The sequence below is a fragment of the Streptomyces sp. NPDC048659 genome, assembly GCF_040650575.1.
Classification (GTDB): domain Bacteria; phylum Actinomycetota; class Actinomycetes; order Streptomycetales; family Streptomycetaceae; genus Streptomyces.
In genome coordinates this window covers 173,180-195,753 of the sequence record NZ_JBEZHM010000004.1, presented here as the reverse complement: position 1 = coordinate 195,753, position 22,574 = coordinate 173,180, and the positions used below count along the sequence as shown (strand labels likewise).

Sequence of the window (22,574 nt, the reverse complement as noted above, 5' to 3'; positions counted from 1 at the left end):
CGATGCTTGCGCATAGCATCCGGCCATGTCGAATGGTCAGTCGAATGGTCAGTGGTACCCACCGGAATGGCCCGACCGGATCCGCGCCCTCGCCGCCGGTGAGCTGGTCCCCGCCACACCCAGGCGGGCCGCCACCGTGCTGCTCCTCAAGGACGGCGCCGAGGGCCCCGCCGTCCACATGCTGCGCCGCCGCGCCTCCATGGCCTTCGCCGGCGGGGCGTACGCGTACCCCGGCGGCGGAGTGGACCCGCGCGACGAGCAGCCGGTGCGCTGGGCCGGGCCCTCCCGCGAGGAGTGGGCGGCCCGCCTCGGCCTCGCCGAGCCCGCGCAGGCCCAGGCCGTCGTCTGCGCCGCCGTGCGCGAGACGTACGAGGAGGCGGGCGTGCTGCTCGCCGGGGAGACCCCGGACAGCGTGGTCGGCGACACCACCGGGGACGCCTGGGAGGCGGACCGCGCGGCGCTGGTCGCGCGCGAGCTGTCCTTCGCCGACTTCCTCGACCGGCGCGGGCTCGTGCTCCGCTCCGACCTGCTCGGCGCCTGGGCCCGCTGGATCACGCCCGAGTTCGAGCCCCGGCGCTACGACACCTGGTTCTTCGTGGCCGCCCTCCCGGCCGGCCAGCGCACGCGCAACGCGTCGACCGAGGCGGACCGCACCGTCTGGATCCGCCCGGCCGAGGCGGCGGCGGGCTACGACCGGGGCGAGCTGACGATGATGCCGCCGACCATCTCGACCCTGCGCGGCCTGGAGGGCTTCGGCACGGCGGGCGAGGCCCTCGCGGCGGCCGGGCGGCAGGACCTGGCGCCGGTCCTCGCGCAGGCGCGGCTGGACGGCGACGAGCTGGTGCTGAGCTGGCCGGGGCATGACGAGTTCACCAAGCACATCCCCGCCGGGGGCGCCGCGTGAGCTCCGCCGCCGACCTGCCGGGGCAGCCGCGCGGGGCCGTCGTCTCCGGCCCGGCGACCGCCCGCGCGGTGAACGTCCTCGCGCCGAACGCCTCGGCGATGACCCTGGACGGCACCAACACCTGGATCGTCGCCGAGCCGGACTCCGGGCTCGCCGTCGTCATCGACCCGGGCCCGCTCGACGAGGGGCACCTGCGGCGGGTCGTGGAGACCGCCGAGAAGCTGGGCAAGCGGGTCGGGCTCACCCTGCTCACCCACGGGCACCCGGACCACGCCGAGGGCGCCGTGCGCTTCGCCGAGCTGACCCGCAGCGCGGTGCGGGCGCTCGACCCGGCCCTGCGGCTGGGCGACGAGGGCCTCGGCGAGGGCGACGTGGTCACCACCGGCGGGCTCGAACTGCGGGTCGTGGCGACCCCCGGGCACACCTCCGACTCGCTCTCCTTCCACCTCCCGGCCGACGGCGCGGTCCTCACCGGCGACACCGTCCTGGGGCGCGGCACGACGATGGTGGCGCACCCCGACGGGCGGCTGGGGGAGTACCTGGACTCGCTGCGGCGGCTGCGCTCGCTCACCGTCGACGACGGGGTGCACACCGTCCTGCCGGGGCACGGCCCGGTCCTGGAGGACGCCCAGGGGGCCCTGGAGTTCTATCTGGCGCACCGCGCGAGCCGCCTCGCCCAGGTGGAGGCGGCCGTCGGGAGCGGGGCCCGCACGGCCCCCGAGATCGTCGCCCAGGTGTACGCGGCGGTGGACCGCTCGCTGTGGCCGGCCGCCGAGCTCTCGGTGCGGGCGCAGCTCGACTACCTGAAGGAGCGCGGCCTGGTCTGACGGCGAGGAGGACGGCCGGCCGGGGAGGGGGCGGGCCGTCCCGGGGCGGCCCCGCAACCGGGCGGCCCGGCGGAGTGTCTTACGCTCCGCGTACATCTGGTCAAAGCTCCTGGGGGGGAAGCCCGTGTTCGTCTTTGCCGTCCTGTTGGTCATCGTCGCGGTGGTGCTGTACATCATCGGCCGCGTCAACGACTCGTCCGGCCTCAAGTTCGGTGGTCTCGGCGCCCTGATAGCCGGCCTGTTCTCGCTGATCGCGAGCATGACGTACGTGATCAGCGCGTACGAGGTCGGCGTCCCGGTCGCCTTCGGCAAGGTGGGGACGCCGATGACCTCCGGGATGCACGTGAAGTCGCCGTTCACCGACGTCACGACCTTCTCCACGCGGCCCGTGGACCTCAACCTCTCCGACAAGGACGTGGTCGAGGTGCGTTCCTCGCAGGGCGGCGTGATGTACGCGGAGGTCACCGTGAAGTGGGCGGTGCACCCCTCGAAGGCGGTCGAGCTGTACAAGCTGGCCGGCAGCGAGGACGCCATCCAGCAGCGCCTGGTCTACCCGGACAGCCGGGAGATCGTCCGCAACGTCTTCGCGCGCTACACCAGCGAGCAGGGCTACGCCTCGGACCGCGAGAAGATCAACGCGGAGATCGCCGGCCTGATCAAGGAGCGGCTCGCCCCGCGCGGGATCGACGTCACCACGGTGAACCTGCGCAACGTGAAGCCGTCGAACGCGCTCCAGGGCCAGATCGACCGCAAGATCCAGCAGCAGCAGGCGACCGAGCGGGCGCTGGAGGCCGCCCGTACCGCCAAGGCGGAGTCCGACCGCCGCCGCATCGAGGCCGAGGGCATCGCCCGCGCCAACAAGATCCTGAACGACTCGCTGACCGACAAGGTCCTGATGAACCAGTGCATCGACGCGTACCGGGAGGCGTCGGCCAAGAACCCGGTCTACGCGGTGCCCTGCGGCGGTGGCAACGCGAACCCGCTGATCGTGGACGGTACGAAGCGCTAGGGCCGGCCGTCCGGCTCGTACGGCACGCGGAAGGGGCCGCCCGGTTCGACCGGGCGGCCCCTTCCGTACGTATCGCGTACGCGGTGCCTAGCGCGAGCGCTTCGCGAGGCGCTCGACGTCCAGCAGGATCACGGCGCGGGCCTCCAGGCGCAGCCAGCCGCGCTGGGCGAAGTCGGCGAGCGCCTTGTTGACCGTCTCGCGGGAGGCGCCGACCAGCTGGGCCAGCTCCTCCTGGGTGAGGTCGTGGACGACGTGGATGCCCTCCTCCGACTGCACGCCGAAGCGGCGCGACAGGTCGAGGAGCGCGCGGGCGACCCGGCCCGGCACGTCGGAGAAGACCAGGTCGGACATCTGGTCGTTGGTCTTGCGGAGCCGGCGGGCGACGGCGCGCAGCAGGGCGCTGGCCACCTCGGGGCGCGCGTTCAGCCAGGGCTGGAGGTCGCCGTGGCCGAGGCCGAGCAGCTTGACCTCGGTGAGCGCGGTCGCCGTGGCGGTGCGCGGGCCCGGGTCGAACAGGGACAGCTCGCCGATGAGCTCGCCGGGGCCGAGGACCGCCAGCATGTTCTCGCGCCCGTCGGGCGAGGTGCGGTGCAGCTTCACCTTGCCCTCGGTGACCACGTAGAGCCGGTCACCCGGGTCGCCCTCGTGGAACAGCGCGTCTCCACGGGCCAGCGTCGCCTCACTCATCGAGGCGCGCAGCTCGGCGGCCTGCTCGTCGTCGAGCGCCGCGAACAGCGGGGCGCGCCGCAGAACGTCGTCCACGAGTTCTCTCCTATGTCGGCCTCAGTGCGATCAATCACAACAAGTTTGACTCACCGGACGGCCTTTCCGTACGTCAGGGGCCCGATTGGGTCGTGATCGGCACCGCGCGGGGCGGATGTCGGCGGCGACGCCTAGGCTGGCCGGGTGTCCAACTCGCCGGTGAGAGCACAGGCCAAGGGGGCTGGAAGAGTGCCGGACGAAGGTAATTCCGCTGTGGGCGAACACGGCGTGTCGAAACAGACGAAAGCGACGAAACGCGCACCGGGGAAGCGGTCCGTGACGAAGTCGGAGCCGACGGCTGCCGGGACGAGGAAGCCGGGGAAGCCCGTGGTGAAGAGCGCCAAGGCCGCGGCCAAGCCCGTAGCCAAGCCCGCGGCCAAGGCCGCCAAGCCGAGCGCCAAGCCCGAGTCGCATCTCGCCATGGTGCGGCGGGCCCGGAAGATCAACCGGGAGCTCGCCGAGGTCTACCCGTACGCCCATCCCGAGCTCGACTTCCGCAACCCCTTCGAGCTCCTGGTCGCCACGGTCATGTCCGCGCAGACCACCGACCTGAGGGTCAACCAGACCACCCCGGCGCTCTTCGCGAAGTACCCGACCCCCGAGGACCTGGCCGCCGCCGTCCCCGAGGAGGTCGAGGAGCTGATCCGGCCCACCGGCTTCTTCCGCGCCAAGACCAAGTCGATCATGGGCCTGGCCGTCGCCCTCCGCGACGACTTCGGCGGCGAGGTCCCCGGCCGCCTGGAGGACCTGGTCAAGCTGCCCGGCGTCGGCCGCAAGACCGCCTTCGTCGTCCTCGGCAACGCCTTCGGCGTGCCCGGCATCACCGTGGACACCCACTTCATGCGGCTCGCCCGCCGCTGGAAGTGGACCGAGCAGGAGGACCCGGTCAAGATCGAGGCCGAGGTCGCCGAGATCTTCCCGAAGAGCGAGTGGACGATGCTCTCGCACCGGGTGATCTTCCACGGCCGCCGCATCTGCCACGCCCGCAAGCCCGCCTGCGGCGCCTGCCCGATCACCCACCTCTGCCCCGCGTACGGCGAGGGCGAGACGGACCCGGAGAAGGCGAAGAAGCTGCTCAAGTACGAGAAGGGCGGCTTCCCGGGCCAGCGGCTCAACCCGCCCCCGGACTACCCCGGCCGCCCGGCTCCGCCGCTGGGCGCGAGCTCGTGAGGGAACGAACCCACACTCCGATCGCGTTGTGAACCACGGGGGTGCCTATGACGCGCACTGGTGAAGAGATCCACGGTACGGGCGGCCTGGTCAGCGGCGCGGGCCTGCCGGACTGGCTGGCGCCGGTCGAGCGGGCCGCGCGCACGGTCGCGCCCGAGCAGCTGAGCCGCTTCCTGCCGCCCGAGGACGGCGCGGGGCGCCAGTCCGCCGTGCTCATCCTCTTCGGCGAGGGCGAGCGGGGCCCCGAGCTGCTCCTCATGGAGCGCGCCGGCACCCTCCGCTCGCACGCGGGACAGCCCTCCTTCCCCGGCGGCGCCCTCGACCCCGAGGACGGCGACCCGGCCGACGGCGGGCTGCTGCGGGCCGCGCTGCGCGAGGCGCGGGAGGAGACCGGCCTCGACCCCTCCGGCGTCCAGCTCTTCGGCGTGCTGCCCCGGCTCTACATCCCGGTCAGCGGCTTCGTCGTCACCCCCGTCCTCGGCTGGTGGCGCGCCCCCAGCCCGGTCGGGGCCGTGGACCCCGCCGAGACCGCCCGGGTCTTCACCGTCCCCGTGGCGGATCTCACGGATCCCGCGAACCGCGCGACCTCCCGTCACCCCAGCGGCCACACCGGCCCCGCGTTCCTCGTCGAATCCGCCCTGGTCTGGGGGTTCACCGCCGGGGTGATCGACCGGATCCTGCACTACGCGGGCTGGGAGCGCCCCTGGGACCGGTCGAAGCAGGTCCCGCTCGACTGGCGCTCATGACAGGCTGACGGCTGACCCCGGGCGACCGAACACCTATCTGCGAGGCTACTGACGGTGAACGTGCTGGACATCCTGTTGCTGCTCGCCGCCGTGTGGTTCGCGATCATCGGTTACCGCCAGGGATTCGTGGTCGGGATCCTGTCGGTGATCGGCTTCCTCGGCGGCGGCCTCGTCGCCGTGCTGCTGCTCCCGATCGCCTGGAACGCGCTGACCGACCGCAGCCAGGTCACGACCACGGCGACCATCGTCTTCGTGGTCGTGGTCATCGTCTGCGCCTCCGTCGGCCAGGCGTTCACCACCCACCTGGGCAACAAGCTGCGCCGGCACATCACCTGGTCCCCCGCGCGCGCCCTCGACGCCACCGGCGGCGCCCTGGTCAACGTACTGGCGATGCTCCTCGTGGCCTGGCTGCTGGGCTCCATGCTGGCCCGCACCGCGATGCCGACGGTGAGCAAGGAGGTGCGCAACTCCAAGGTGCTCCTCGGCGTCGAGCGCCTGATGCCCGCTCAGGTGTCGACCTGGTTCTCCAACTTCACCTCGACCCTCGCGCAGAACGGCTTCCCGCAGGTCTTCAGCCCCTTCGCGAACGAGCCCATCACCGAGGTCCGGCCGCCCGACCCGGCGCTCGCGGGCAGCCCGGTCGCCGCCCGCGCCCAGCGCTCCATCGTGAAGGTCGTCGGCACCGCCCCGAGCTGTGGCAAGGTCCTCGAAGGCACCGGCTTCGTCTTCTCCGACCGCCGGGTCATGACCAACGCCCACGTCGTCGGCGGGGTCGACGAGCCGACCGTCCAGATAGGCGGCGAGGGCAAGCTCTACGACGCCAAGGTCGTGCTCTACGACTGGAAGCGCGACATCGCCGTCCTCGACGTGCCCGACCTCGACGCGAAGCCGCTCCGGTTCACCGACGGGGACGCCCACAGCGGCGACAACGCGATCGTGGCCGGCTTCCCGGAGAACGGCGCCTACGACGTGCGCTCGGCCCGTGTGCGCGGCCGGATCAGCGCCAAGGGCCCCGACATCTACCACCGCGGCGAGGTGCGCAGGGACGTGTACTCGCTGTACGCGACGGTCCGTCAGGGCAACTCCGGCGGCCCGCTGCTCACCCCGGAGGGCGAGGTGTACGGCGTGATCTTCGCCCGCTCCCTCGACGACGCGGACACCGGCTACGCGCTGACGGTCGACGAGATCAAGGGCGACATCGCCCAGGGCCGCGCCGCCAACCAGCAGGTCGACACCCAGGGATGCGCCCTCTAGCCGGACGGGTCGAGCGAGTCGGGCGCGCCCGGTGAGTCGGGTGCGCCGGGTGTCTCGGGTGAGGGTGAGGCGGGTGCGCCCGGTGGTTCCGGCGCCCCGGGCCGGCTACGTACGGGGGTGACGCAGCCGGGCGGAGACCCAGCGGGCCCGCCGCCGCAGGATGCGCGAGATGCCCACGTCCCGCGCGGGATGCGCGTGGCCGTGCTCTCGCGTGCCGCCCCCTTCCGGGGCCTCGGTGCCGCCGATCGAGCGGCGGTCGCGTGCGGTGTCACCGTAGTCGTGCGTCCAGCCCATACCGGGACGTCTGCCCGGGGCCCAAGGTCGGTAACCGCCTGAGGGGCCGCCAATTGGCGTATGCGCGGGGCACATGGCAGGAGGGCTCGCGCCCCTCAGCGGTCCGGCTCGGGATCCTTCAGCCAGTTGACCAGCTCGGCGGAGAACGCCGCCGGGTCCTCCTCGTGCGGGAAGTGCCCCAGCCCGTCGAAGAGCCGCCACCGGTACGGCGCCTCCACATACTGCCCGGAACCGGCCGCGCTACGCGTCCGCGTCACCGGGTCGAGCGAGCCGTGCAGGTGCAGCGTGGGCACCCGTACCGGCCGCTTCATGCGCCGGTTGAACTGCACGCCGTCGGGCCGGGCCAGCGAGCGCACCATCCAGCGGTACGGCTCGATCGAGCAGTGCGCCGTCGACGGGATGAGCATCGCCCGCCGGTAGACGTCGAGGGCGTCCTCGTCCGCCGCCGAGCGCGGGTGCGGCCCGGACCAGTCCTCGATCAGACGCCCCACCAGCGCCGCGTCGTCCGCGACGAGCTGACGCTCCGGCAGCCAGGGGCGCTGGAAGCCCCAGATGTGGGAGCCGGCGCGCGACTGCGCGAAGTCCGAGAGCATCGCCGATCGCCAGCGGCGCGGGTGCGGCATCGAGGACACCACGAGCCGGCGCACCAGCTTCGGCCGCATCACGGCCGCCGTCCAGGCGAGGTAGCCGCCCAGGTCGTGCCCGACGAGCGCCGCGTCCGGCTCGCCGAGCGAGCGGATCACGCCGGTGACGTCGAGCGCCAGGTTGGCCGGGTCGTAGCCGCGCGGGGTGCGGTCGCTGCCGCCCACGCCGCGCAGGTCCATCGCCACGGCCCGGAAACCGGCCTCGGCCAGCACGGGGAGCTGGTGCCGCCAGGTCCACCAGAACTGCGGGAAGCCGTGCAACAGCAGCACCAGCGGCCCGTCGCCCATCTCGGCGATGTGGAACCGGGCGCCGTTGGCCGCCACGTCACGATGGGTCCAGGGACCCTCGATCCGCACCGGGCCTCCGGCGCCGCTGCCGCTGCTGCTCTCAGGGACGGTCATACGGACGAGCGTGCCACAGCGGCGGCCTTGTCCCGCGCCGCGGCGACCTCGGCACGGGGGTGCGGCTTGACGTTCCCCATGATCGCCGCGGTCTGCTTGGCGGAGGCGATGGACTTCTCCGGCGGCTTCACCTTGCGGAACTTCGCGTACGCCACGAGCCCGAGCAGCAGCGCCAGCAGCACGTTCGCCGCGAACGACAGCAGGAAGCAGACCGAGATGTGCCAGTGGCTCCACGCCTGGATCCCGTAGGCGAGCGCGAAGCTCAGCAGGGGCAGAGAGAACAGCAGCACCACCACGGCCACCAGGCCGGCCGCGCTGCCGATCGCGCCGCGCTTGACGTCCTGCTTGATCTCCGCCTTCGCCAGGGCGATCTCGTCGTGCACCAGGGCGGACATCTCGGCGGTCGCCGAGGCGACCAGCTGGCCGAGGCTGCGCTCGGCTCCGTCGAACGGGTCGCTCATCGCTGCTCCCTTTTCTCCTGTAACGGTCCGACCTCAGATCATGCCGGACGGTCGGCCTCGTCGCGCGATGCCCCCGCCAGTTCGGCGCGCTGACGGTGCTCCGCGGCCTTCTTCTCGTAGATCTCCGCCATCCGGAGGTGGAACTCGGGGTTGTCCTCCTCGTACATGTCCGGGATGCCGTCCTGGTCCTCGTCCCGCTCCTCCTCCGCGATCAGCGCCTGGTACTTGCGGACCCGCAGCTTCAGCAGGACGGAGGCGAGCACGGCGGCTATCAGCGAGCCGACCAGGACCGCGGCCTTCACCTCCTCCATCAGGGCGGGGTCGTCGACGAAGGCCAGCTCGCCGATGAGCAGCGAGACGGTGAAGCCGATGCCGGCGAGGGAGGCGACGGCGAAGACGTCCGGCCAGACCAGCTCGGGGTTGAGCGAGGCCCTGGTGAAGCGGGCGGCGAGCCAGGTGCCGCCGAAGATGCCGATGGCCTTGCCGACGACGAGGCCGAGCACCACGCCGAGGGTGACGGGCTGGGTGAAGACGTCGCCGAGGGCGCCGCCGGAGACGGTGACGCCGGCCGAGAACAGCGCGAACAGCGGCACTGCGAGACCGGCGGAGATCGGCCGGACCAGGTGCTCGATGTGCTCGCCGGGGGAGTGCTCCTCGCCCTCGCGGGTGGTGCAGCGCAGCATCAGGCCCATGGCGACGCCGGCGATGGTGGCGTGGACGCCGCTGTTGTACATCAGGCCCCAGATGACCAGGGCGAGCGGGACGTACACGTACCAGCCGCGGACGCCCTTGCGCAGCAGCAGCCAGAAGACGACGAGTCCGGCGAAGGCGCCGCCGAGGGCGGCGAAGTTCAGGTCGCTGGTGAAGAAGACCGCGATGATCAGGATGGCGAACAGGTCGTCGACGACGGCGAGGGTCAGCAGGAAGGCGCGCAGCGCCGAGGGCAGCGAGGTGCCGATGACGGCGAGGACGGCGAGCGCGAAGGCGATGTCCGTGGCGGTGGGCACCGCCCAGCCGTCGAGGGAGCCGTTCCCCACCACGTTGACCAGCGTGTAGACCAGGGCGGGCACGGCCATGCCGCAGATGGCGGCTATGACGGGGAGCGCGGCGGCCTTGGGGTCGCGCAGCTCGCCCGCGACGAGCTCGCGCTTGAGCTCGATGCCGGCGACGAAGAAGAAGATCGCGAGCAGGCCGTCGGCGGCCCAGTGCTGGATCGAGAGGTCGAGGCCGAGGGCGGCCGGGCCTATGTGGAAGTCGCGGATCGTCGCGTAGCTGTCCTTCAGGGGCGTGTTGGCCCAGACGAGCGCGGCGATGGCGGCGAGGAGCAGGAGGACGCCGCCGACGGTCTCGGTGCGCAGCGCGTCGGCGAGGTAGCGGCGCTCCGGGAGCGACAGCCGGCCGAGGAATTTGCGGTCGGTGGTGGTGGGCTCGGGCGCGGGCACGGTGAGAACCTCCGGTCGGTGGGCAGGACGAAGCACATGCCGACCAGACTTCCCGGCGCACCTAGATGTTCTTGTCGCGTCACTGACGCGGTCCTTACTTTACCTAACGGTGCGCGGTGGTGTCCGGTGATCTTCACTTTAGGTGCATAAGCGGCGTCGGGCATGTGAGCGTCCGGCATCTGTGGACAAGCCCGTCCCCAGCCTGTGGACAACGCGGAGGCGCCCGCCCCCCGGGTTGCGGGGCGGGCGCCTCTGTGTCGATCTGTACCGCTATGCGTGCCTTCGTACGGCCGCGGGGGCTCAGTCCTCGCTGGAGGAGGCCGGGAGCTTGGTCTGGATGAGGTCCATGACCGAGGAGTCCGTCAGGGTGGTGACGTCGCCCAGCTCGCGGTTCTCGGCGACGTCCCGCAGCAGCCGGCGCATGATCTTGCCCGAGCGGGTCTTGGGCAGCTCGGCGACCGGCAGGACGCGCTTGGGCTTGGCGATCGGGCCGAGGGTCTTGCCGACGTGGTCGCGGAGCTCGGCGACGAGGGCGTCGTCCTCGCTGGCCGAGCCGCGCAGGATCACGAAGGCCACGATGGCCTGACCGGTCGTGGCGTCGGCGGCGCCGACCACGGCGGCCTCGGCGACGGCCGGGTGGGAGACGAGCGCGGACTCGACCTCGGTGGTGGAGATGTTGTGGCCCGAGACGAGCATGACGTCGTCGACCCGGCCGAGCAGCCAGATGTCGCCGTCCTCGTCCTTCTTCGCGCCGTCGCCGGCGAAGTACGTGCCCTCGAAGCGGGACCAGTAGGTGTCGATGTACCGCTGGTCGTCGCCCCAGATGGTGCGGAGCATCGACGGCCACGGCTCGGTGAGGACCAGGTAGCCGCCACCCCCGTTCGGCACCTCGTTGGCCTCGTCGTCGACGACGGTGGCGGAGATGCCGGGCAGCGCGCGCTGGGCCGAGCCGGGCTTGGTCTCGGTGACACCGGGCAGCGGCGAGATCATCATCGCGCCGGTCTCGGTCTGCCACCAGGTGTCCACGATCGGGCAGTTGTCGGCGCCGATGTTCTTGCGGTACCAGATCCACGCCTCGGGGTTGATCGGCTCGCCGACCGAACCGAGGACGCGCAGCGAGGACAGGTCGAACTTGGCGGGGATGTCGTCGCCCCACTTCATGAACATCCGGATCGCGGTCGGCGCCGTGTAGAAGATGCTGACCTTGTACTTCTGGATGATCTCCCAGAAGCGCCCCTGGTGCGGGGTGTCCGGGGTGCCCTCGTACATGACCTGGGTGGCGCCGTTGGAGAGCGGGCCGTAGACGATGTACGAGTGGCCGGTGACCCAGCCGATGTCGGCCGTGCACCAGTAGACGTCGGTCTCCGGCTTGAGGTCGAAGACGGCCTGGTGGGTGTAGCTGGCCTGGGTGAGGTAGCCGCCCGAGGTGTGCAGGATGCCCTTCGGCTTCCCGGTGGTGCCGGAGGTGTAGAGGATGAAGAGCGGGTGCTCCGCGTCGAACGCCTCCGGGGCGTGCTCGGCGGACTGGCGGGCGACGATGTCGTCCCACCAGACGTCGCGGCCCTCGGTGAAGGCGGTCTCCTGGCCGGTGCGGCGGACCACCAGGACGTGCTCGACCTGCGGGCAGCGGGCCACGGCCTCGTCGATCGCGGGCTTCAGGGCCGAGGGCTTGCCGCGGCGGTAGCCGCCGTCGGCGGTGACGACCAGCTTGGCGTCGGCGTCCTGGATGCGGGAGGCCACGGCGTCGGCCGAGAAGCCGCCGAAGACGACCGAGTGGGCGGCGCCGATGCGGGCGCAGGCCAGCATCGTCACGGCCGCCTCGGGGATCATCGGCAGGTAGACCGCGACCCGGTCGCCCTTGGTGACACCCAGCTCGGTCAGCGCGTTGGCCGCCCGGGAGACCTCGTCCTTGAGCTCGGCGTAGGTGATCGAGCGGCTGTCGCCCGGCTCGCCCTCGAAGTGGATGGCGACCCGGTCGCCGTTGCCGGCCTCGACGTGCCGGTCGACGCAGTTGTACGCGACGTTGAGCTCGCCGTCGGCGAACCACTTGGCGAACGGCGGATTCGACCAGTCGAGGGTCTCGGTCGGCTCGGTGGCCCAGCTCAGCCGCTTGGCCTGCTCGGCCCAGAAGCCCAACCGGTCCGCCTTGGCCTGCTCGTACGCCTCCGCCGTCACGTTGGCGTTCGCGGCCAGCGCGGCCGGCGGCGCGAAACGGCGCTCTTCCTTGAGCAGATTGGCCAAGGATTCGTTGCTCACGACATCTCCCTTTCCCAGGGCGTCCCTATGTGCCTGTGTGTCCCGTGTCATAGCTCATCAGGCGGACGCCCGGGTGACAAGAGCCTCCGGGGAATTGGTGTAGACCTGTGAGTGCGCACGTGGCGGTGGCCCCCGCCTCCCGAGCGGAAGGAAGCGGGGGCCACACACTTTCACGCGGGAACGGAGCGGATGGTTCAGGACGCGCGGGCCGGCTCCAGCGACTGGGCCCCCGAAGCGGCCGAAGCGGCTCCGGGCCGGATCTCCGAAGCCGCCCCCGGCGGCACGTGGTTGAACACGTCGTCGTAGCTGTGCACCTCGTCCGTGCCGGCCAGCAGATACGCCTGGGCCTCGCCCACGTGGAAGTACATCCCGTGCAGCGTCAGCGTCCCGTCCGCCAGCCGCCGCGCCACCGGCTCGTACGCCCGCAGGTGCTCCAGCTGCTGCACCACGTTGGTCAGGCACAACTGCTCGACGGCGTCGGCCGGGAGGCGTCCCGCGATCCTCGCCCAGGCGTGCCGGCGGCTCGCCATCCGCTCCAGGCTCGGCAGCCCGTGCCGCAGCCAGCGGCGCAGCGGGCTCGGCGGGGCGGCGAGGTCGGCGGGATCGCTGTTCAGCAACGCCTGCATGGCGCCGCAGCCGGAGTGGCCGCAGACCGTGATCGACTCGACCCGCAGCACCTCCACCGCGTACTCGATCGCCGCCGCCACGGAGTCGTCCCCGCTCTCCTCGCCGGGCAGCGGGACCAGATTGCCCACATTGCGCACGGTGAACAGGTCGCCGGGGCCGCTGGACGTGATCATGCTCGTGACCAGGCGGGAGTCGGCGCAGGTCAGGAAGAGCTGAGAGGGGCGCTGGCCCTCCCTGGCCAGCCGGGCCAGCTCGTCGCGGACCAGCGGGGCGGTGTTCCGCTGGAAGGCGCCGATGCCGCTGGCCAGCCGCTGCCCGGTGGTCCCGCCGGTCCCGCCGGCCGGCGGGCGCTCGTCGCACTGGTGGTTGCGCCAGGGGGTCCAGGGGCGGCAGCAGGGCTGGCCGCCCAGCGCGTGCGCGCCGGAGCGGGCGGCGGCGCCCCGGGCGCCCGCCCCGGCCCCGGGCTCCGCCGCGGCACGGCCCGCCGGGGCGGGCTCCGCGATCCGGCCGCCGCCGGGACCGGTCGTCTCCACCGTGCCGCCGTGGGCGACGTGGGAGGACTGCCAGTCGTGCAGCGTCTCGAACGCCGCGTGGTCCATGAAGGAGCCGTCCAGCTCCACCACCGCGTCGGCGCCCGGCGGGATCTGGTGCAGCGCCCGGCTCAGCCGCGGCACCGCGAGGAAGGTCAACTGGCCCCGGATACGGACCACCTGCCGTCCGTCCCGCTCCTCGCGGGTGATCCGGGTGCGGGCCAGCCGGTGCATGGCGACGGCGACCGCCACCGCGATCCCGAGGGCCACGCCCTCCAGGATGCCGACGAAGACGACCCCGGCCACCGTCACCGCGTACACCAGGACTTCACGGTGACGGGTGACCGTGCGGATGTGCGTGATGCTGACCATCTGGACGCCGACGACCATCACCAGGGCGGCCAGCGCGGGCAGCGGGATGAGGTCGAGGACGGGGACGAGCAGGAGCGCGGCGAGGACGATCCACAGGCCGTGCAGTATCGAGGAGTTGCGGCTGACGGCGCCCGCCGACACGTTCGCCACGCTGCGGACGGCCACTCCGGCGACCGGCAGCCCGCCGAGCGCCCCGGACACCATGTTCGCCGCGCCCTGGCCCGCCAGTTCGCGGTCGAGCCGGGAGCGGGGGGCGGCGGTGCCAGTGGCACCCGCGCGCTTCGCGGCCAGCTTGTCGACGGCGACCGCGGACAGCAGCGACTGCACGCTGGTGACCAGCGTGATGGTGAGGACCCCGGCCGCGATCCCGAGGACCGGGCCCTCCGGCAGGCCGGGCAGGGCGTGGCTGCTCCAGGACGGCAGGTCCACCCGGGGCACGCCGAGCCCGGCGAGCGCGGCGACGGCCGTGGCGGCGGCCACCGCGGCGAGCGCGGCGGGCACCGTGCGCAGGATCCGTCCCGTACGCCCGGGCAGGCGGGGCCAGAGCAGCAGCAGCGCGATGGTCAGGCCGCTGACGACGAGCGCGGCGGCGGAGGCGTCGGCCAACTGGGCGGGCAGTCCGAGGGCGTTGTCCACGGCGGAGCTCTGGGGGGTGCCGCCGAGGACGATGTGGAGCTGCGCGAGGGCGATGGTGACGCCGATGCCGGCCAGCATCCCGTGCACGATGGCGGGCGAGACGGCGAGCGCGGACCGGGCCACCCGCAGGGCGGCGAGGCCGAGTTGGGCGAGTCCGGCGAGGACGGTGATGGCGCAGGTGGTGCGCCAGCCGTAGCGCTGGATCAGCTCGGCGGTGACCACGGTCAGGCCGGCGGCGGGGCCGCTGACCTGGAGCGGGGAGCCGCCGAGCCGGCCGGCGACGATGCCGCCGACAGCGGCGGCCACCAGTCCGGCCTGGAGCGGGGCTCCGGTGGCGAGGGCGATGCCCAGGGAGAGCGGCAGGGCGATCAGGAAGACGGCGATCGACGCGGAGAAGTCCGCGCCCGCGATGCGGAAGCGCCGGGGCGGCCCGCCCGGCGGGCCGTGGGGCCGCTGGGCGCGGGGCCGGTCGGTCGTGGTCGTACGGGCAGGGGGGCAGAGGGTCATGTTCCCGTCTCCTCCGGGGCAGCGTGGTCGCGGCTCGTGCGGGGTGCAGCGGCGGGACACCGGCGCGGCTGATGACGCTCGGTAAATGGATGGTAATGGTAAGTAAAGACTCCGGCATTATTTTCGGGGCAAATAGGGCAATGAATCACTGGATCCAGTGACAGAACGTAGATATGCCGCTTGTCGTTGACGCTCTTCGGTCCCTCTGGTGCGACGTTGACGCCGCTTGTACGCAAATCCGAGGATCCGAGGAGAGGTGGGGCGGATGTCAGCCGCCGGGAGAAGAAACCCTGTCCGTGCGCCCAGGAGGGTGCTCGCCGTCGGCGCCCTCGCCGTAGCCCTGACCGCCGGCCTGGCCGGCTGCTCGGGCTCCGGTGACGCGGCCCGTCCGGGCGGGCAGGGCGGTGCCGGCGCCAAGAAGGCGCCCGCCGCGGCCCCGGAGAGCGCGGTGCGGCTGATCGGCGACGGCTCCACCGCCTACACCGGCAAGCAGCCCGACCAGCCGGTCTGGCAGCGCCTGAAGCCGGGTCAGGAGCCGCCGCAGTTCGTGGTGTTCTCCTGGGACGGCGCCGGCGAGGACAGCCAGAAGCTCTTCTCCCACTTCCGCAAGGTGGGCAAGCAGTACAACGCGAAGATGACGTACTTCCTCAGCGGCGTCTACCTGCTGCCCGAGTCCAAGCGCGAGATGTACGACCCGCCCCAGCACTCCGCGGGCCGCTCCGACATCGGCTTCAACGACGTCCAGGGCATCCGCGACACCGTGCGCGAGCTGCGCGGCGCCTGGGAGGAGGGCAACGAGGTCGGCACCCACTTCAACGGGCACTTCTGCGGCGCGGAGGGGGGTGTGGGCACCTGGTCGGTCGAGGAGTGGAAGAGCGAGATCAAGCAGGCCAAGTCCTTCGTCAAGAACTGGAAGACGAACGCGGGCCTGAAGGGCGAGAAGCCGCTCCCGTTCGACTACGACAAGGAGCTCGTCGGCGCCCGCACGCCGTGCCTGGAGGGCCGCGCGAACTTCGTGCAGGCCGCGGCCCAGCTGGGCTTCCGCTATGACACCAGCGGCGTCAACGACCAGATCTGGCCCAAGAAGGACCTGGGCCTGTGGGACCTGTCGATGCAGCTCGTCCCGGTCCCCGGCCGCGCCTTCCAGACCCTGTCGATGGACTACAACTTCCTCGTGAACCAGTCCGGTACGACCCAGGGCGACCCGTCCCAGCACGAGTACTGGGGCAACCAGATGCGCGACGGCCTTGTGCAGGCGTTCGAGCGCTCCTACCGGGGCAACCGCGCGCCGCTGATCATCGGCAACCACTTCGAGTCCTGGAACGGCGGCACGTACATGCGTGCCATCGAGGACACGATCGCCACGGTCTGCGTGCAGAAGGACGTCAAGTGCGTCTCCTTCCGCCAGCTCGCCGACTGGCTCGACGCCCAGGACCCCGCGGTCGTCGCCAAGATGCGCACCCTGAAGGTGGGCGAGGCGCCGCAGGGCGGCTGGAAGACCTTCCTGGCCGCGCAGCCGGCCGCCCCCGCGGGCGCCCCGGCCCCGGCCACGCGGGCCGCGCGCCCCTGACCCGCGCCTTCCGTACGCCTCCGGGGCCGGCCCTGTGGCGCGGGGCCGGCCCCGGAGGGCCCGGCCGCGCGGGCCTTCGGCCGGTGCGCCCGGGCCCCGTGCCCCGGGCGCGCCGGCCTCAGCTGGGCTGGGGCGCGGCCAGCGCCTCGTCGAGGACGAAACCGGGGTCGACCTGCGCCGCCAGGTCGGCCCCGGTCTTGGCGTTGCCCCAGCTCTCCGCGTTCCGCAGGTGGAAGTGGACCATCTGGCGCGTGTACCGCTCCCAGTCGCGATGGGCGTACGAGTCGTCCGCCGCGTTCTGCAGGGCCTGCAGGGCCATCCGGTTGGCGGCCTCCAGGAGCTCGAAGCGGGGCGGGCGGCCCTTCTCCATCGCGCGCACCCAGTCGGAGTGGCCGACCGTCACGAGCAGGTCGTCGCCGACCTCGTCGCGCAGGAAGTCCACGTCCTCCGGGCCCTGCACCTTGTTGCCGATCACCCGCAGCGAGACGCCGAAGTCCCGCGCGTACTCCTTGTACTGGCGGTAGACCGAGACGCCCTTGCGGGTCGGCTCGGCGACCAGGAACGTCATGTCGAAGCGGGTGAACATCCCGGAGGCGAAGGAGTCCGAACCGGCGGTCATGTCGACGACCACGTACTCGTCGGACCCGTCCACCAGGTGGTTCAGGCACAGCTCGACCGCGCCGACCTTCGAGTGGTAGCAGGCCACCCCGAGGTCGGACTCGGTGAACGGGCCCGTCGCCATCAGCCGGATCCCGCCGTCGTCGAGCGTGACGGCCCGCGCGCACGTGTCGTAGACGGGGTTCTCCTCGCGGACCCGCAGCAGCCGCGAACCCTCCCCGGGCGGGGTCGTCTTGATCATCGTGTCCGAGGAGGTGATCCGCGGGTTGGAGCCCCGCAGGTACTCCTTGATCAGGGGCAGGTGCGCGCCCATCGCGGGCAGCGCGGCGGCCTCCTCGTCGGAGAGGCCGAGCGCCGCCCCGAGGTGCTGGTTGATGTCGGCGTCCACCGCGATGACCGGGGCGTCGGCGGCGGCGAGGTGTCGGATGAAGAGCGAGGACAGCGTCGTCTTGCCGCTGCCGCCCTTCCCCACGAAAGCGATCTTCATGTTCACCTACCGTAGCGGTTCCCTCGCACCACGTGGTCGAAGTGCGTGAAGAAGACCACTCCAAGGTGGGGCGGCGGCCCGGGGCGCGTAGCCTCCCTACTTATGAGTACGCACGCCTCTGACCCCCTGGCCGCCCTCGGCTCCCTGCCGGGCGTCGCCGACTCGGTGGACTCCGTACGCAAGGCCGTCGACCGGGTCTACGGCCACCGTGTGATGCGCCGCCGCAGCAACGAGATCACCGCCGAGGCGGCCCTGCGCGGGGCGCGCGGCTCGGCCGCCCTCTCGGGTGCCGACTGGGCCCTGGAGGAGGTCCGGCGGCGCACCGACTTCTCCGGCGACGAGGAGGCCCGCACGGTCGGCGCCGCCCTGCGGCTCGGCGCGGAGTGCGGGCAGCTCCTGTCGATCTGGCGCCAGTCGCCGCTGCGGGTCCTCGCCCGGCTGCACCTCGTCGCCGAGGGCGACCCGCGCGAGACCACCGGCCGCCCGCGCCAGGCGGGCGAGCCCGTCGACGAGCCGCTGATCGAGGCGCCGCTCCCGGATCCGGCCGAGGTCTCGGGCCGGCTGGACGGCCTCGCTGACCTGATCATCGCGGGCGGCGACGCCCCCGCCCTGGTCACCGCCGCCGTGGTGCACGGCGAACTCCTCGCCCTGCGCCCCTTCACCTCGCGCAACGGCCTGATCGCGCGGGCCGCCGAGCGGATCGTGCTGATCGGCAGCGGCCTGGACCCGAAGGCGATCTGCCCGGCCGAGGTCGGCCACGCGGAGCTGGGGCGGGCCGCGTACGTCGCCGCCTTCGAGGGCTATCTGTCCGGCACCCCGGAGGGCGTGGGCGCCTGGATCGCGCACTGCGGGCGCGCGGTGGAGCTGGGGGTCCGGGAGTCGACGGCCGTCTGCGAGGCGCTGCAGCGCGGCGCGGCCTGATCGTCCCTCATCATCCGCCCCTGGACAGGGGTTGCGGCGGTACCAAGGAGCGGTACCGCCGCTGGCACGTCCACCCAGTTACCAAGCGTCCTCGATATGTGCCCATCAGGCGGGGACTTTGCCCATCGCCTGGTGCGGCTGGCCCTTAATCGAAGGGTCGACGTCGCGTGGGTGCCGGGTTTCCGTACTTAGGTCCGTGGGGCCGTGATGCTCAACAGGTGATCCTCTCGGATGTCCCAGGTCTCGCGGGCCTGATTCCTTTCTACTCCTGTCCGGGTGGAAGCGAAAGTCCTGACTCCGCTTCTTTGCAATCGCCTCAAATCCGGGCAAAGCGATCGGCAAGTCCGGTGGTCTTGGCGGCCTTCGCCGCCTTTGCCGCCTGAGTCACCGCGGCGTGCTTGCGGCGGCTGGCGTACCAGACGATGCCGGCGGTGGCCGCGGCCGCTCCGACGGCCGCCGCGGCGACCAGGGCCGGGCGGGGCGGCATCCGGAACGCCGGCAGGCGCTGCTTGAGCCGGACGGGCTTGTCGAAGACCAGCACCGGCCAGTCCCGGGCGGTCGCCTCGCGCCGCAGCGTCCGGTCGGGATTCACGGCGTACGGATGGCCCACCGACTCCAGCATCGGCAGGTCGGTCGCCGAGTCGCTGTAGGCGTAGCAGCGGGAGAGGTCGTAGCCCTCGGACTCCGCCAGCTCCCGGACCGCCTCGGCCTTGGTCGGGCCGTACGCGTAGTACTCCACCTCGCCGGTGAAGCAGCCGTCCTCGCCGACCACCATCCGGGTGGCCACGACCCGGTCGGCGCCCAGCATCTCCCCGATGGGCTCCACGACCTCCGCGCCCGAGGTCGAGACGATCACGACGTCGCGGCCGGCCGCGTGGTGGCCCTCGATGAGCGAGGCCGCCTCGTCGTAGATGATCGGGTCGATCAGGTCGTGCAGGGTCTCGGCGACGAGCTCCTTGACCTGCGCGACGTTCCAGCCTTTGCAGAGGGCGGAAAGATATTCGCGCATCCGCTCCATCTGGTCGTGATCGGCTCCGCCCACCAGGAACACGAACTGGATGTACGCCGTCCGCAGCGCGGCTCGGCGACTGATCAGTCCGCCCCGGTAGAAGGACTTGCTGAAGGTCAGCGTCGAGGACTTCGCAATGACCGTCTTGTCCAGGTCAAAGAAGGCGGCCGCGCGCGGCATCGAGTGGTTTTCCACGAGCCCGAGCATAGGTGCCCGCCATTCGGCGTACGCTGGGGCGCGTGGGTTTGCCTGAGAAGGCTCTCGGGTACACCATGGAAGTCACGGATCGTTCGCGACCGTGCTAACCCGGTCCGGCTCCTCCCCCCCCCGAGTCGGCCGGAGAGACGACCCCAGCTCTCCCCCCCGGCTGGGGTCGTCGCATGTCCGGACATGTTTTGGTCCGCCGTTCCACTACTTTCGCGCCTCCTCTCGGTCCGTGCCCCGGCGAGGGCCGGGCGGACCCTCGCATCCCGATTTCGCTACTCAGCGTAGTCGGAGCGGTGCGCTCCGGACAGTCCCGGTTTGGGTGACGAAGTTATTCACAAGCCCCGGGTTATCCACAGTTTTCGAGCAAGATCCACACGATTTCCGAGTCGGCGTCACCGTGATTCCGTCCGCGAACTCCGCGGACCGCAGGATTCACGTGAGGGGTGTACGCCGTGGAGGGATCGAAGGCTTCCGGAAGGCGGGAGAGCGCCGGTTCGGGCTCGGGCTCGGGTTCGGGGTCGGGGTCGGGCTTGGGTTCGGGTGGAGAGGTGGGGCGGGAGCGCCGTGGTGGGGGCCGGGGTCTGGGTGAGGGTGGCCGGCCGGGGCGGGACGGGCCGGGCGGGCCGGGCGGGTCGGACGGTGGGGGCAAGGCTCCGCGGCTGCTGATCGTCACCGAGGACCTCGCCCTTCTCGACGACCTGTTGCGGCTGTGCGCCGCGGCGGGCGCCGAGGCGGAGGTGCACCACACGGTGCCCGAGCGCGGCGGCTGGACCGATCCGCCGCTCGTCCTCGTCGGCGACGACGCCGCGGCCCGCTGCCGGGGCGCCACCCGCAGGCAGGGCGTGCTGCTCGTCGGCCGCGACCCCGACGATCCGGGAGTGTGGCGGCGCGCCGTCGAGCTCGGCGCGGACGAGGTGCTGACCCTGCCCGGTGACGAGACCCGGCTCGTCGACCGCATCGCCGACGCGGCCGAGGGGACCGGCAGGCAGGCCCTGACCGTGGGCGTCATCGGCGGACGCGGCGGCGCCGGGGCCTCGACCCTCGCCTGCGCCCTCGCCCTCGGCGCCGCGCGGGCCGGACGGCGCACCCTCCTCGTCGACGGGGACCCGCTCGGCGGCGGACTCGACGTGCTGCTCGGCGGGGAGCGCGAGGAAGGCAGGCGCTGGCCCGACTTCGCCGCCTCGAAGGGACGGCTGGCCGGCGGAGCCCTGGAGGAGTCCCTGCCCTCGGTGCGGGGGCTGCGGGTGCTCAGCTGGGACCGGGGCGACTCCGTCACCGTGCCGCCCGCGGCCATGCGCTCGGTGCTCGCCGCCGCCCGCAGGCGCGGCGGAGTGGTCGTCGTCGACCTGCCCCGCCGGGTCGACGGAGCCGTCGCCGAGGCCCTCGCCCAGCTCGACCTCGGACTGCTCCTGGTCCCCGGCGAGTTGCGGGCGGTCGCCGCCGCGCACCGGGTCGCGTCGACGGTCGGCATGGTGCTGCGGGACCTGCGCGCCGTGGTCCGCGGACCGTACGCCCCCGGGCTCGACGACCGCTGGATCGCCGACGCCCTCCGCCTCCCCCTCGCCGGTGAACTCCCCTACGACCCGGGGCTGTCGGCGGCCCGGGACGGCGACCCGCCGCCCGGCGCCGACGCCCGGGGCGGACTCGGCCGCTTCTGCACGGCCTTCTGGGAGCGGGTCCTCACGCCGGAGCGTGCCGCGTGAGCGGGGCGGGGCTCCTCGAAGCCGTGCGGCAGCGGCTCGCCGAGAGCGGCGCCGAACCCACCCCGGCCCGGGTCGCCGCGGCGCTGCGGGCCCAGGGACGCCTGCTCGGCGACGCCGAAGTGCTGGGCGCGGCCGAGGAGTTGCGGAGCGAACTGATCGGCGCCGGGCCGCTGGAGCCGCTGCTCGCCGACCCGCGCGTCACCGATGTGCTGGTCTCGGCGCCCGACCGGGTCTGGGTGGACCGGGGCACCGGACTCGAACGGACCGGGGTGCGCTTCCCCGACGCGGCGGCGGTACGGCGGCTCGCGCAGCGGCTCGCGGCCGTCGCCGGACGCCGGCTCGACGACGCCCGGCCCTGGGTGGACGCGCGGCTCCCGGACGGCACCCGGATGCACGCCGTGCTGCCGCCGGTCGCGGTCGGCTCGACCTGCCTCTCGCTGCGCGTGGTGCGCCCCCGCGCCTTCTCCGTGGCCGAGCTGACCCGTGCCGGCACCGTCCCGCCGGGCGGCGCGCCACTGCTGCGGGCGTTGGTCGAGGCCCGGGTCTCTTTCCTGGTCAGCGGGGGTACGGGCTCGGGCAAGACGACCCTGCTGTCCACGCTCCTCGGCCTGGTGGGCGAGCGGGAGCGGATCGTCCTCGCCGAGGACTCGGCCGAGCTGCGCCCCGACCACCCGCACGTGGTGCGCCTGGAGGCCCGGCCGCCCAACCAGGAGGGGGCCGGTGCGGTGACCCTGCGGGACCTGGTGCGGCAGGCGCTGCGAATGCGGCCGGACCGGCTGGTGGTCGGCGAGGTCAGGGGCCCGGAGGCGGTCGATCTGCTGGCCGCGCTCAACACGGGCCACGAAGGCGGGTGCGGCACCGTCCACGCCAACACCGCCGCCGACGTCCCCGCCCGCCTGGAGGCCCTCGGCACGGCGGCGGGGCTCGACCGGGCCGCCCTGCACAGCCAGTTGGGCGCCGGGCTCTCGGTGGTGCTGCACCTGGCGCGGGACCGCGAGGGGCAGCGGCGCGTCGCCGAGGTGCACGTCCTCGCGCGGGACCGGGACGGGCTGGTGGTGACGGTGCCCGCGCTGCGCTGGGCGGCGGACGGCTTCCGCCGGGAGCGGGGCTGGGAGCGGCTGCGGTCGCTGATCGGAACGGCCATGACGGAGGGGGAGGCGACGTGTTGACGGGGATCACGGGGATCACGGGGGCGCCGGGGATGACGGGGATCGCG

At 72.7% G+C, this 22,574-nt stretch carries 19 protein-coding genes; 10 read left to right on the top strand and 9 right to left on the bottom strand.

All coding sequences use genetic code 11. The features are described from left to right. Positions 1–25 precede the first annotated feature (25 nt). From AB0C99_RS05370 to AB0C99_RS05360, 3 genes are all read left to right on the top strand, one after another. The gene (locus AB0C99_RS05370) at positions 26–904 is read left to right on the top strand and encodes an NUDIX hydrolase (RefSeq protein WP_362469562.1); all 879 of its coding nucleotides are present in this window, start codon (positions 26–28) and stop codon (positions 902–904) included. Continuing rightward, positions 901–1,731, top strand: a complete 831-nt coding sequence (locus AB0C99_RS05365; protein ID WP_362469559.1) for an MBL fold metallo-hydrolase — start codon at positions 901–903, stop codon at positions 1,729–1,731. Before AB0C99_RS05370 ends, AB0C99_RS05365 begins: the two co-directional genes overlap by 4 nt. Before the next feature lie 124 nt (positions 1,732–1,855). Continuing rightward, entirely contained in the window at positions 1,856–2,740 is an 885-nt protein-coding gene (locus AB0C99_RS05360; RefSeq protein WP_362469556.1) for a prohibitin family protein, read from the top strand. Between the two features lie 87 nt (positions 2,741–2,827). On the opposite strand, the gene AB0C99_RS05355 is transcribed toward AB0C99_RS05360, so the two are convergent. Continuing rightward, positions 2,828–3,502, bottom strand: a complete 675-nt coding sequence (locus AB0C99_RS05355) for a Crp/Fnr family transcriptional regulator (protein WP_046910193.1) — start codon at positions 3,500–3,502, stop codon at positions 2,828–2,830. A gap of 276 nt (positions 3,503–3,778) precedes the next feature. On the opposite strand from AB0C99_RS05355, the gene nth reads away from it, so the two are divergent. The 3 genes from nth to AB0C99_RS05340 are packed head-to-tail and all read left to right on the top strand — an operon-like array spanning position 3,779 to position 6,672. Next, positions 3,779–4,672 carry an endonuclease III gene (gene nth / locus AB0C99_RS05350; protein ID WP_362469553.1) on the top strand — a complete coding sequence of 298 codons (894 nt, stop codon included), beginning with the start codon at positions 3,779–3,781 and terminating at the stop codon, positions 4,670–4,672. A 47-nt stretch (positions 4,673–4,719) separates the two neighbouring features. Beyond that, complete coding sequence (locus AB0C99_RS05345; protein ID WP_362469550.1) at positions 4,720–5,418, top strand: CoA pyrophosphatase; 699 nt, start codon at positions 4,720–4,722, stop codon at positions 5,416–5,418. 54 nt (positions 5,419–5,472) lie between these two features. Continuing rightward, positions 5,473–6,672, top strand: coding sequence for a MarP family serine protease (locus AB0C99_RS05340; protein ID WP_362469547.1), 1,200 nt, complete (start codon positions 5,473–5,475; stop codon positions 6,670–6,672). Positions 6,673–6,777: 105 nt separating this feature from the next. On the opposite strand, the gene AB0C99_RS05335 is transcribed toward AB0C99_RS05340, so the two are convergent. The 6 genes from AB0C99_RS05335 to AB0C99_RS05310 form a co-directional block, all read right to left on the bottom strand. After that, on the bottom strand, positions 6,778–6,966 hold the full coding sequence (locus tag AB0C99_RS05335) for a hypothetical protein (protein WP_362469545.1): 189 nt from the start codon (positions 6,964–6,966) through the stop codon (positions 6,778–6,780). A gap of 95 nt (positions 6,967–7,061) precedes the next feature. After that, positions 7,062–8,012 (bottom strand): alpha/beta hydrolase, encoded by a 951-nt coding sequence (locus AB0C99_RS05330; RefSeq protein ID WP_362469542.1) that lies wholly within the window; start codon positions 8,010–8,012, stop codon positions 7,062–7,064. After that, positions 8,009–8,473, bottom strand: a complete 465-nt coding sequence (locus AB0C99_RS05325) for a phage holin family protein (protein WP_362469540.1) — start codon at positions 8,471–8,473, stop codon at positions 8,009–8,011. The genes AB0C99_RS05330 and AB0C99_RS05325 overlap by 4 nt, the downstream gene beginning before the upstream one ends. 38 nt (positions 8,474–8,511) lie before the next feature. Then, positions 8,512–9,915 (bottom strand): Na+/H+ antiporter NhaA, encoded by a 1,404-nt coding sequence (gene nhaA, locus AB0C99_RS05320; protein ID WP_362469537.1) that lies wholly within the window; start codon positions 9,913–9,915, stop codon positions 8,512–8,514. 300 nt (positions 9,916–10,215) lie between these two features. Next, entirely contained in the window at positions 10,216–12,222 is a 2,007-nt protein-coding gene (gene acs / locus AB0C99_RS05315; protein ID WP_362469534.1) for an acetate--CoA ligase, read from the bottom strand. Positions 12,223–12,365: 143 nt separating this feature from the next. Next, positions 12,366–14,843, bottom strand: coding sequence for a SulP family inorganic anion transporter (locus AB0C99_RS05310; RefSeq protein WP_362469531.1), 2,478 nt, complete (start codon positions 14,841–14,843; stop codon positions 12,366–12,368). 265 nt (positions 14,844–15,108) lie between these two features. Between AB0C99_RS05310 and AB0C99_RS05305 the strand changes: the two genes are divergently transcribed. After that, entirely contained in the window at positions 15,109–16,413 is a 1,305-nt protein-coding gene (locus tag AB0C99_RS05305) for a hypothetical protein (RefSeq protein ID WP_362469528.1), read from the top strand. A gap of 118 nt (positions 16,414–16,531) precedes the next feature. Here the strand turns inward: AB0C99_RS05305 and AB0C99_RS05300 are convergent, their stop codons facing one another. Beyond that, positions 16,532–17,518 carry an ATP-binding protein gene (locus AB0C99_RS05300; protein WP_362469527.1) on the bottom strand — a complete coding sequence of 329 codons (987 nt, stop codon included), beginning with the start codon at positions 17,516–17,518 and terminating at the stop codon, positions 16,532–16,534. Positions 17,519–17,620: 102 nt separating this feature from the next. Between AB0C99_RS05300 and AB0C99_RS05295 the strand changes: the two genes are divergently transcribed. Next, positions 17,621–18,439 (top strand): oxidoreductase, encoded by an 819-nt coding sequence (locus tag AB0C99_RS05295; RefSeq protein ID WP_362469524.1) that lies wholly within the window; start codon positions 17,621–17,623, stop codon positions 18,437–18,439. A gap of 316 nt (positions 18,440–18,755) precedes the next feature. On the opposite strand, the gene AB0C99_RS05290 is transcribed toward AB0C99_RS05295, so the two are convergent. After that, a complete protein-coding gene (locus tag AB0C99_RS05290) occupies positions 18,756–19,655 on the bottom strand; it encodes an HAD-IB family hydrolase (RefSeq protein ID WP_362469521.1) in 900 nt (299 codons plus the stop codon). Positions 19,656–20,314: 659 nt separating this feature from the next. On the opposite strand from AB0C99_RS05290, the gene ssd reads away from it, so the two are divergent. Continuing rightward, complete coding sequence (ssd, locus tag AB0C99_RS05285) at positions 20,315–21,358, top strand: septum site-determining protein Ssd (protein WP_362469719.1); 1,044 nt, start codon at positions 20,315–20,317, stop codon at positions 21,356–21,358. Beyond that, positions 21,355–22,527: a TadA family conjugal transfer-associated ATPase gene (locus AB0C99_RS05280; protein ID WP_362469518.1), complete on the top strand. Its 1,173-nt coding sequence runs from the start codon at positions 21,355–21,357 to the stop codon at positions 22,525–22,527. Before ssd ends, AB0C99_RS05280 begins: the two co-directional genes overlap by 4 nt. Positions 22,528–22,574 lie beyond the last annotated feature (47 nt).

Coding starts and splice junctions, on each gene's coding strand:
- AB0C99_RS05325 (WP_362469540.1), bottom strand. CDS start 8,473: ATGAGCGACCCGTTCGACGGAGCCGAGCGCAGCCTCGGCCAGCTGGTC.
- acs (WP_362469534.1), bottom strand. CDS start 12,222: ATGACACGGGACACACAGGCACATAGGGACGCCCTGGGAAAGGGAGAT.
- AB0C99_RS05345 (WP_362469550.1), top strand. CDS start 4,720: ATGACGCGCACTGGTGAAGAGATCCACGGTACGGGCGGCCTGGTCAGC.
- AB0C99_RS05295 (WP_362469524.1), top strand. CDS start 17,621: ATGAGTACGCACGCCTCTGACCCCCTGGCCGCCCTCGGCTCCCTGCCG.
- AB0C99_RS05335 (WP_362469545.1), bottom strand. CDS start 6,966: ATGGGCTGGACGCACGACTACGGTGACACCGCACGCGACCGCCGCTCG.
- AB0C99_RS05330 (WP_362469542.1), bottom strand. CDS start 8,012: ATGACCGTCCCTGAGAGCAGCAGCGGCAGCGGCGCCGGAGGCCCGGTG.
- AB0C99_RS05300 (WP_362469527.1), bottom strand. CDS start 17,518: ATGAAGATCGCTTTCGTGGGGAAGGGCGGCAGCGGCAAGACGACGCTG.
- AB0C99_RS05305 (WP_362469528.1), top strand. CDS start 15,109: ATGTCAGCCGCCGGGAGAAGAAACCCTGTCCGTGCGCCCAGGAGGGTG.
- AB0C99_RS05370 (WP_362469562.1), top strand. CDS start 26: ATGTCGAATGGTCAGTCGAATGGTCAGTGGTACCCACCGGAATGGCCC.
- AB0C99_RS05310 (WP_362469531.1), bottom strand. CDS start 14,843: ATGACCCTCTGCCCCCCTGCCCGTACGACCACGACCGACCGGCCCCGC.
- AB0C99_RS05290 (WP_362469521.1), bottom strand. CDS start 19,655: ATGCTCGGGCTCGTGGAAAACCACTCGATGCCGCGCGCGGCCGCCTTC.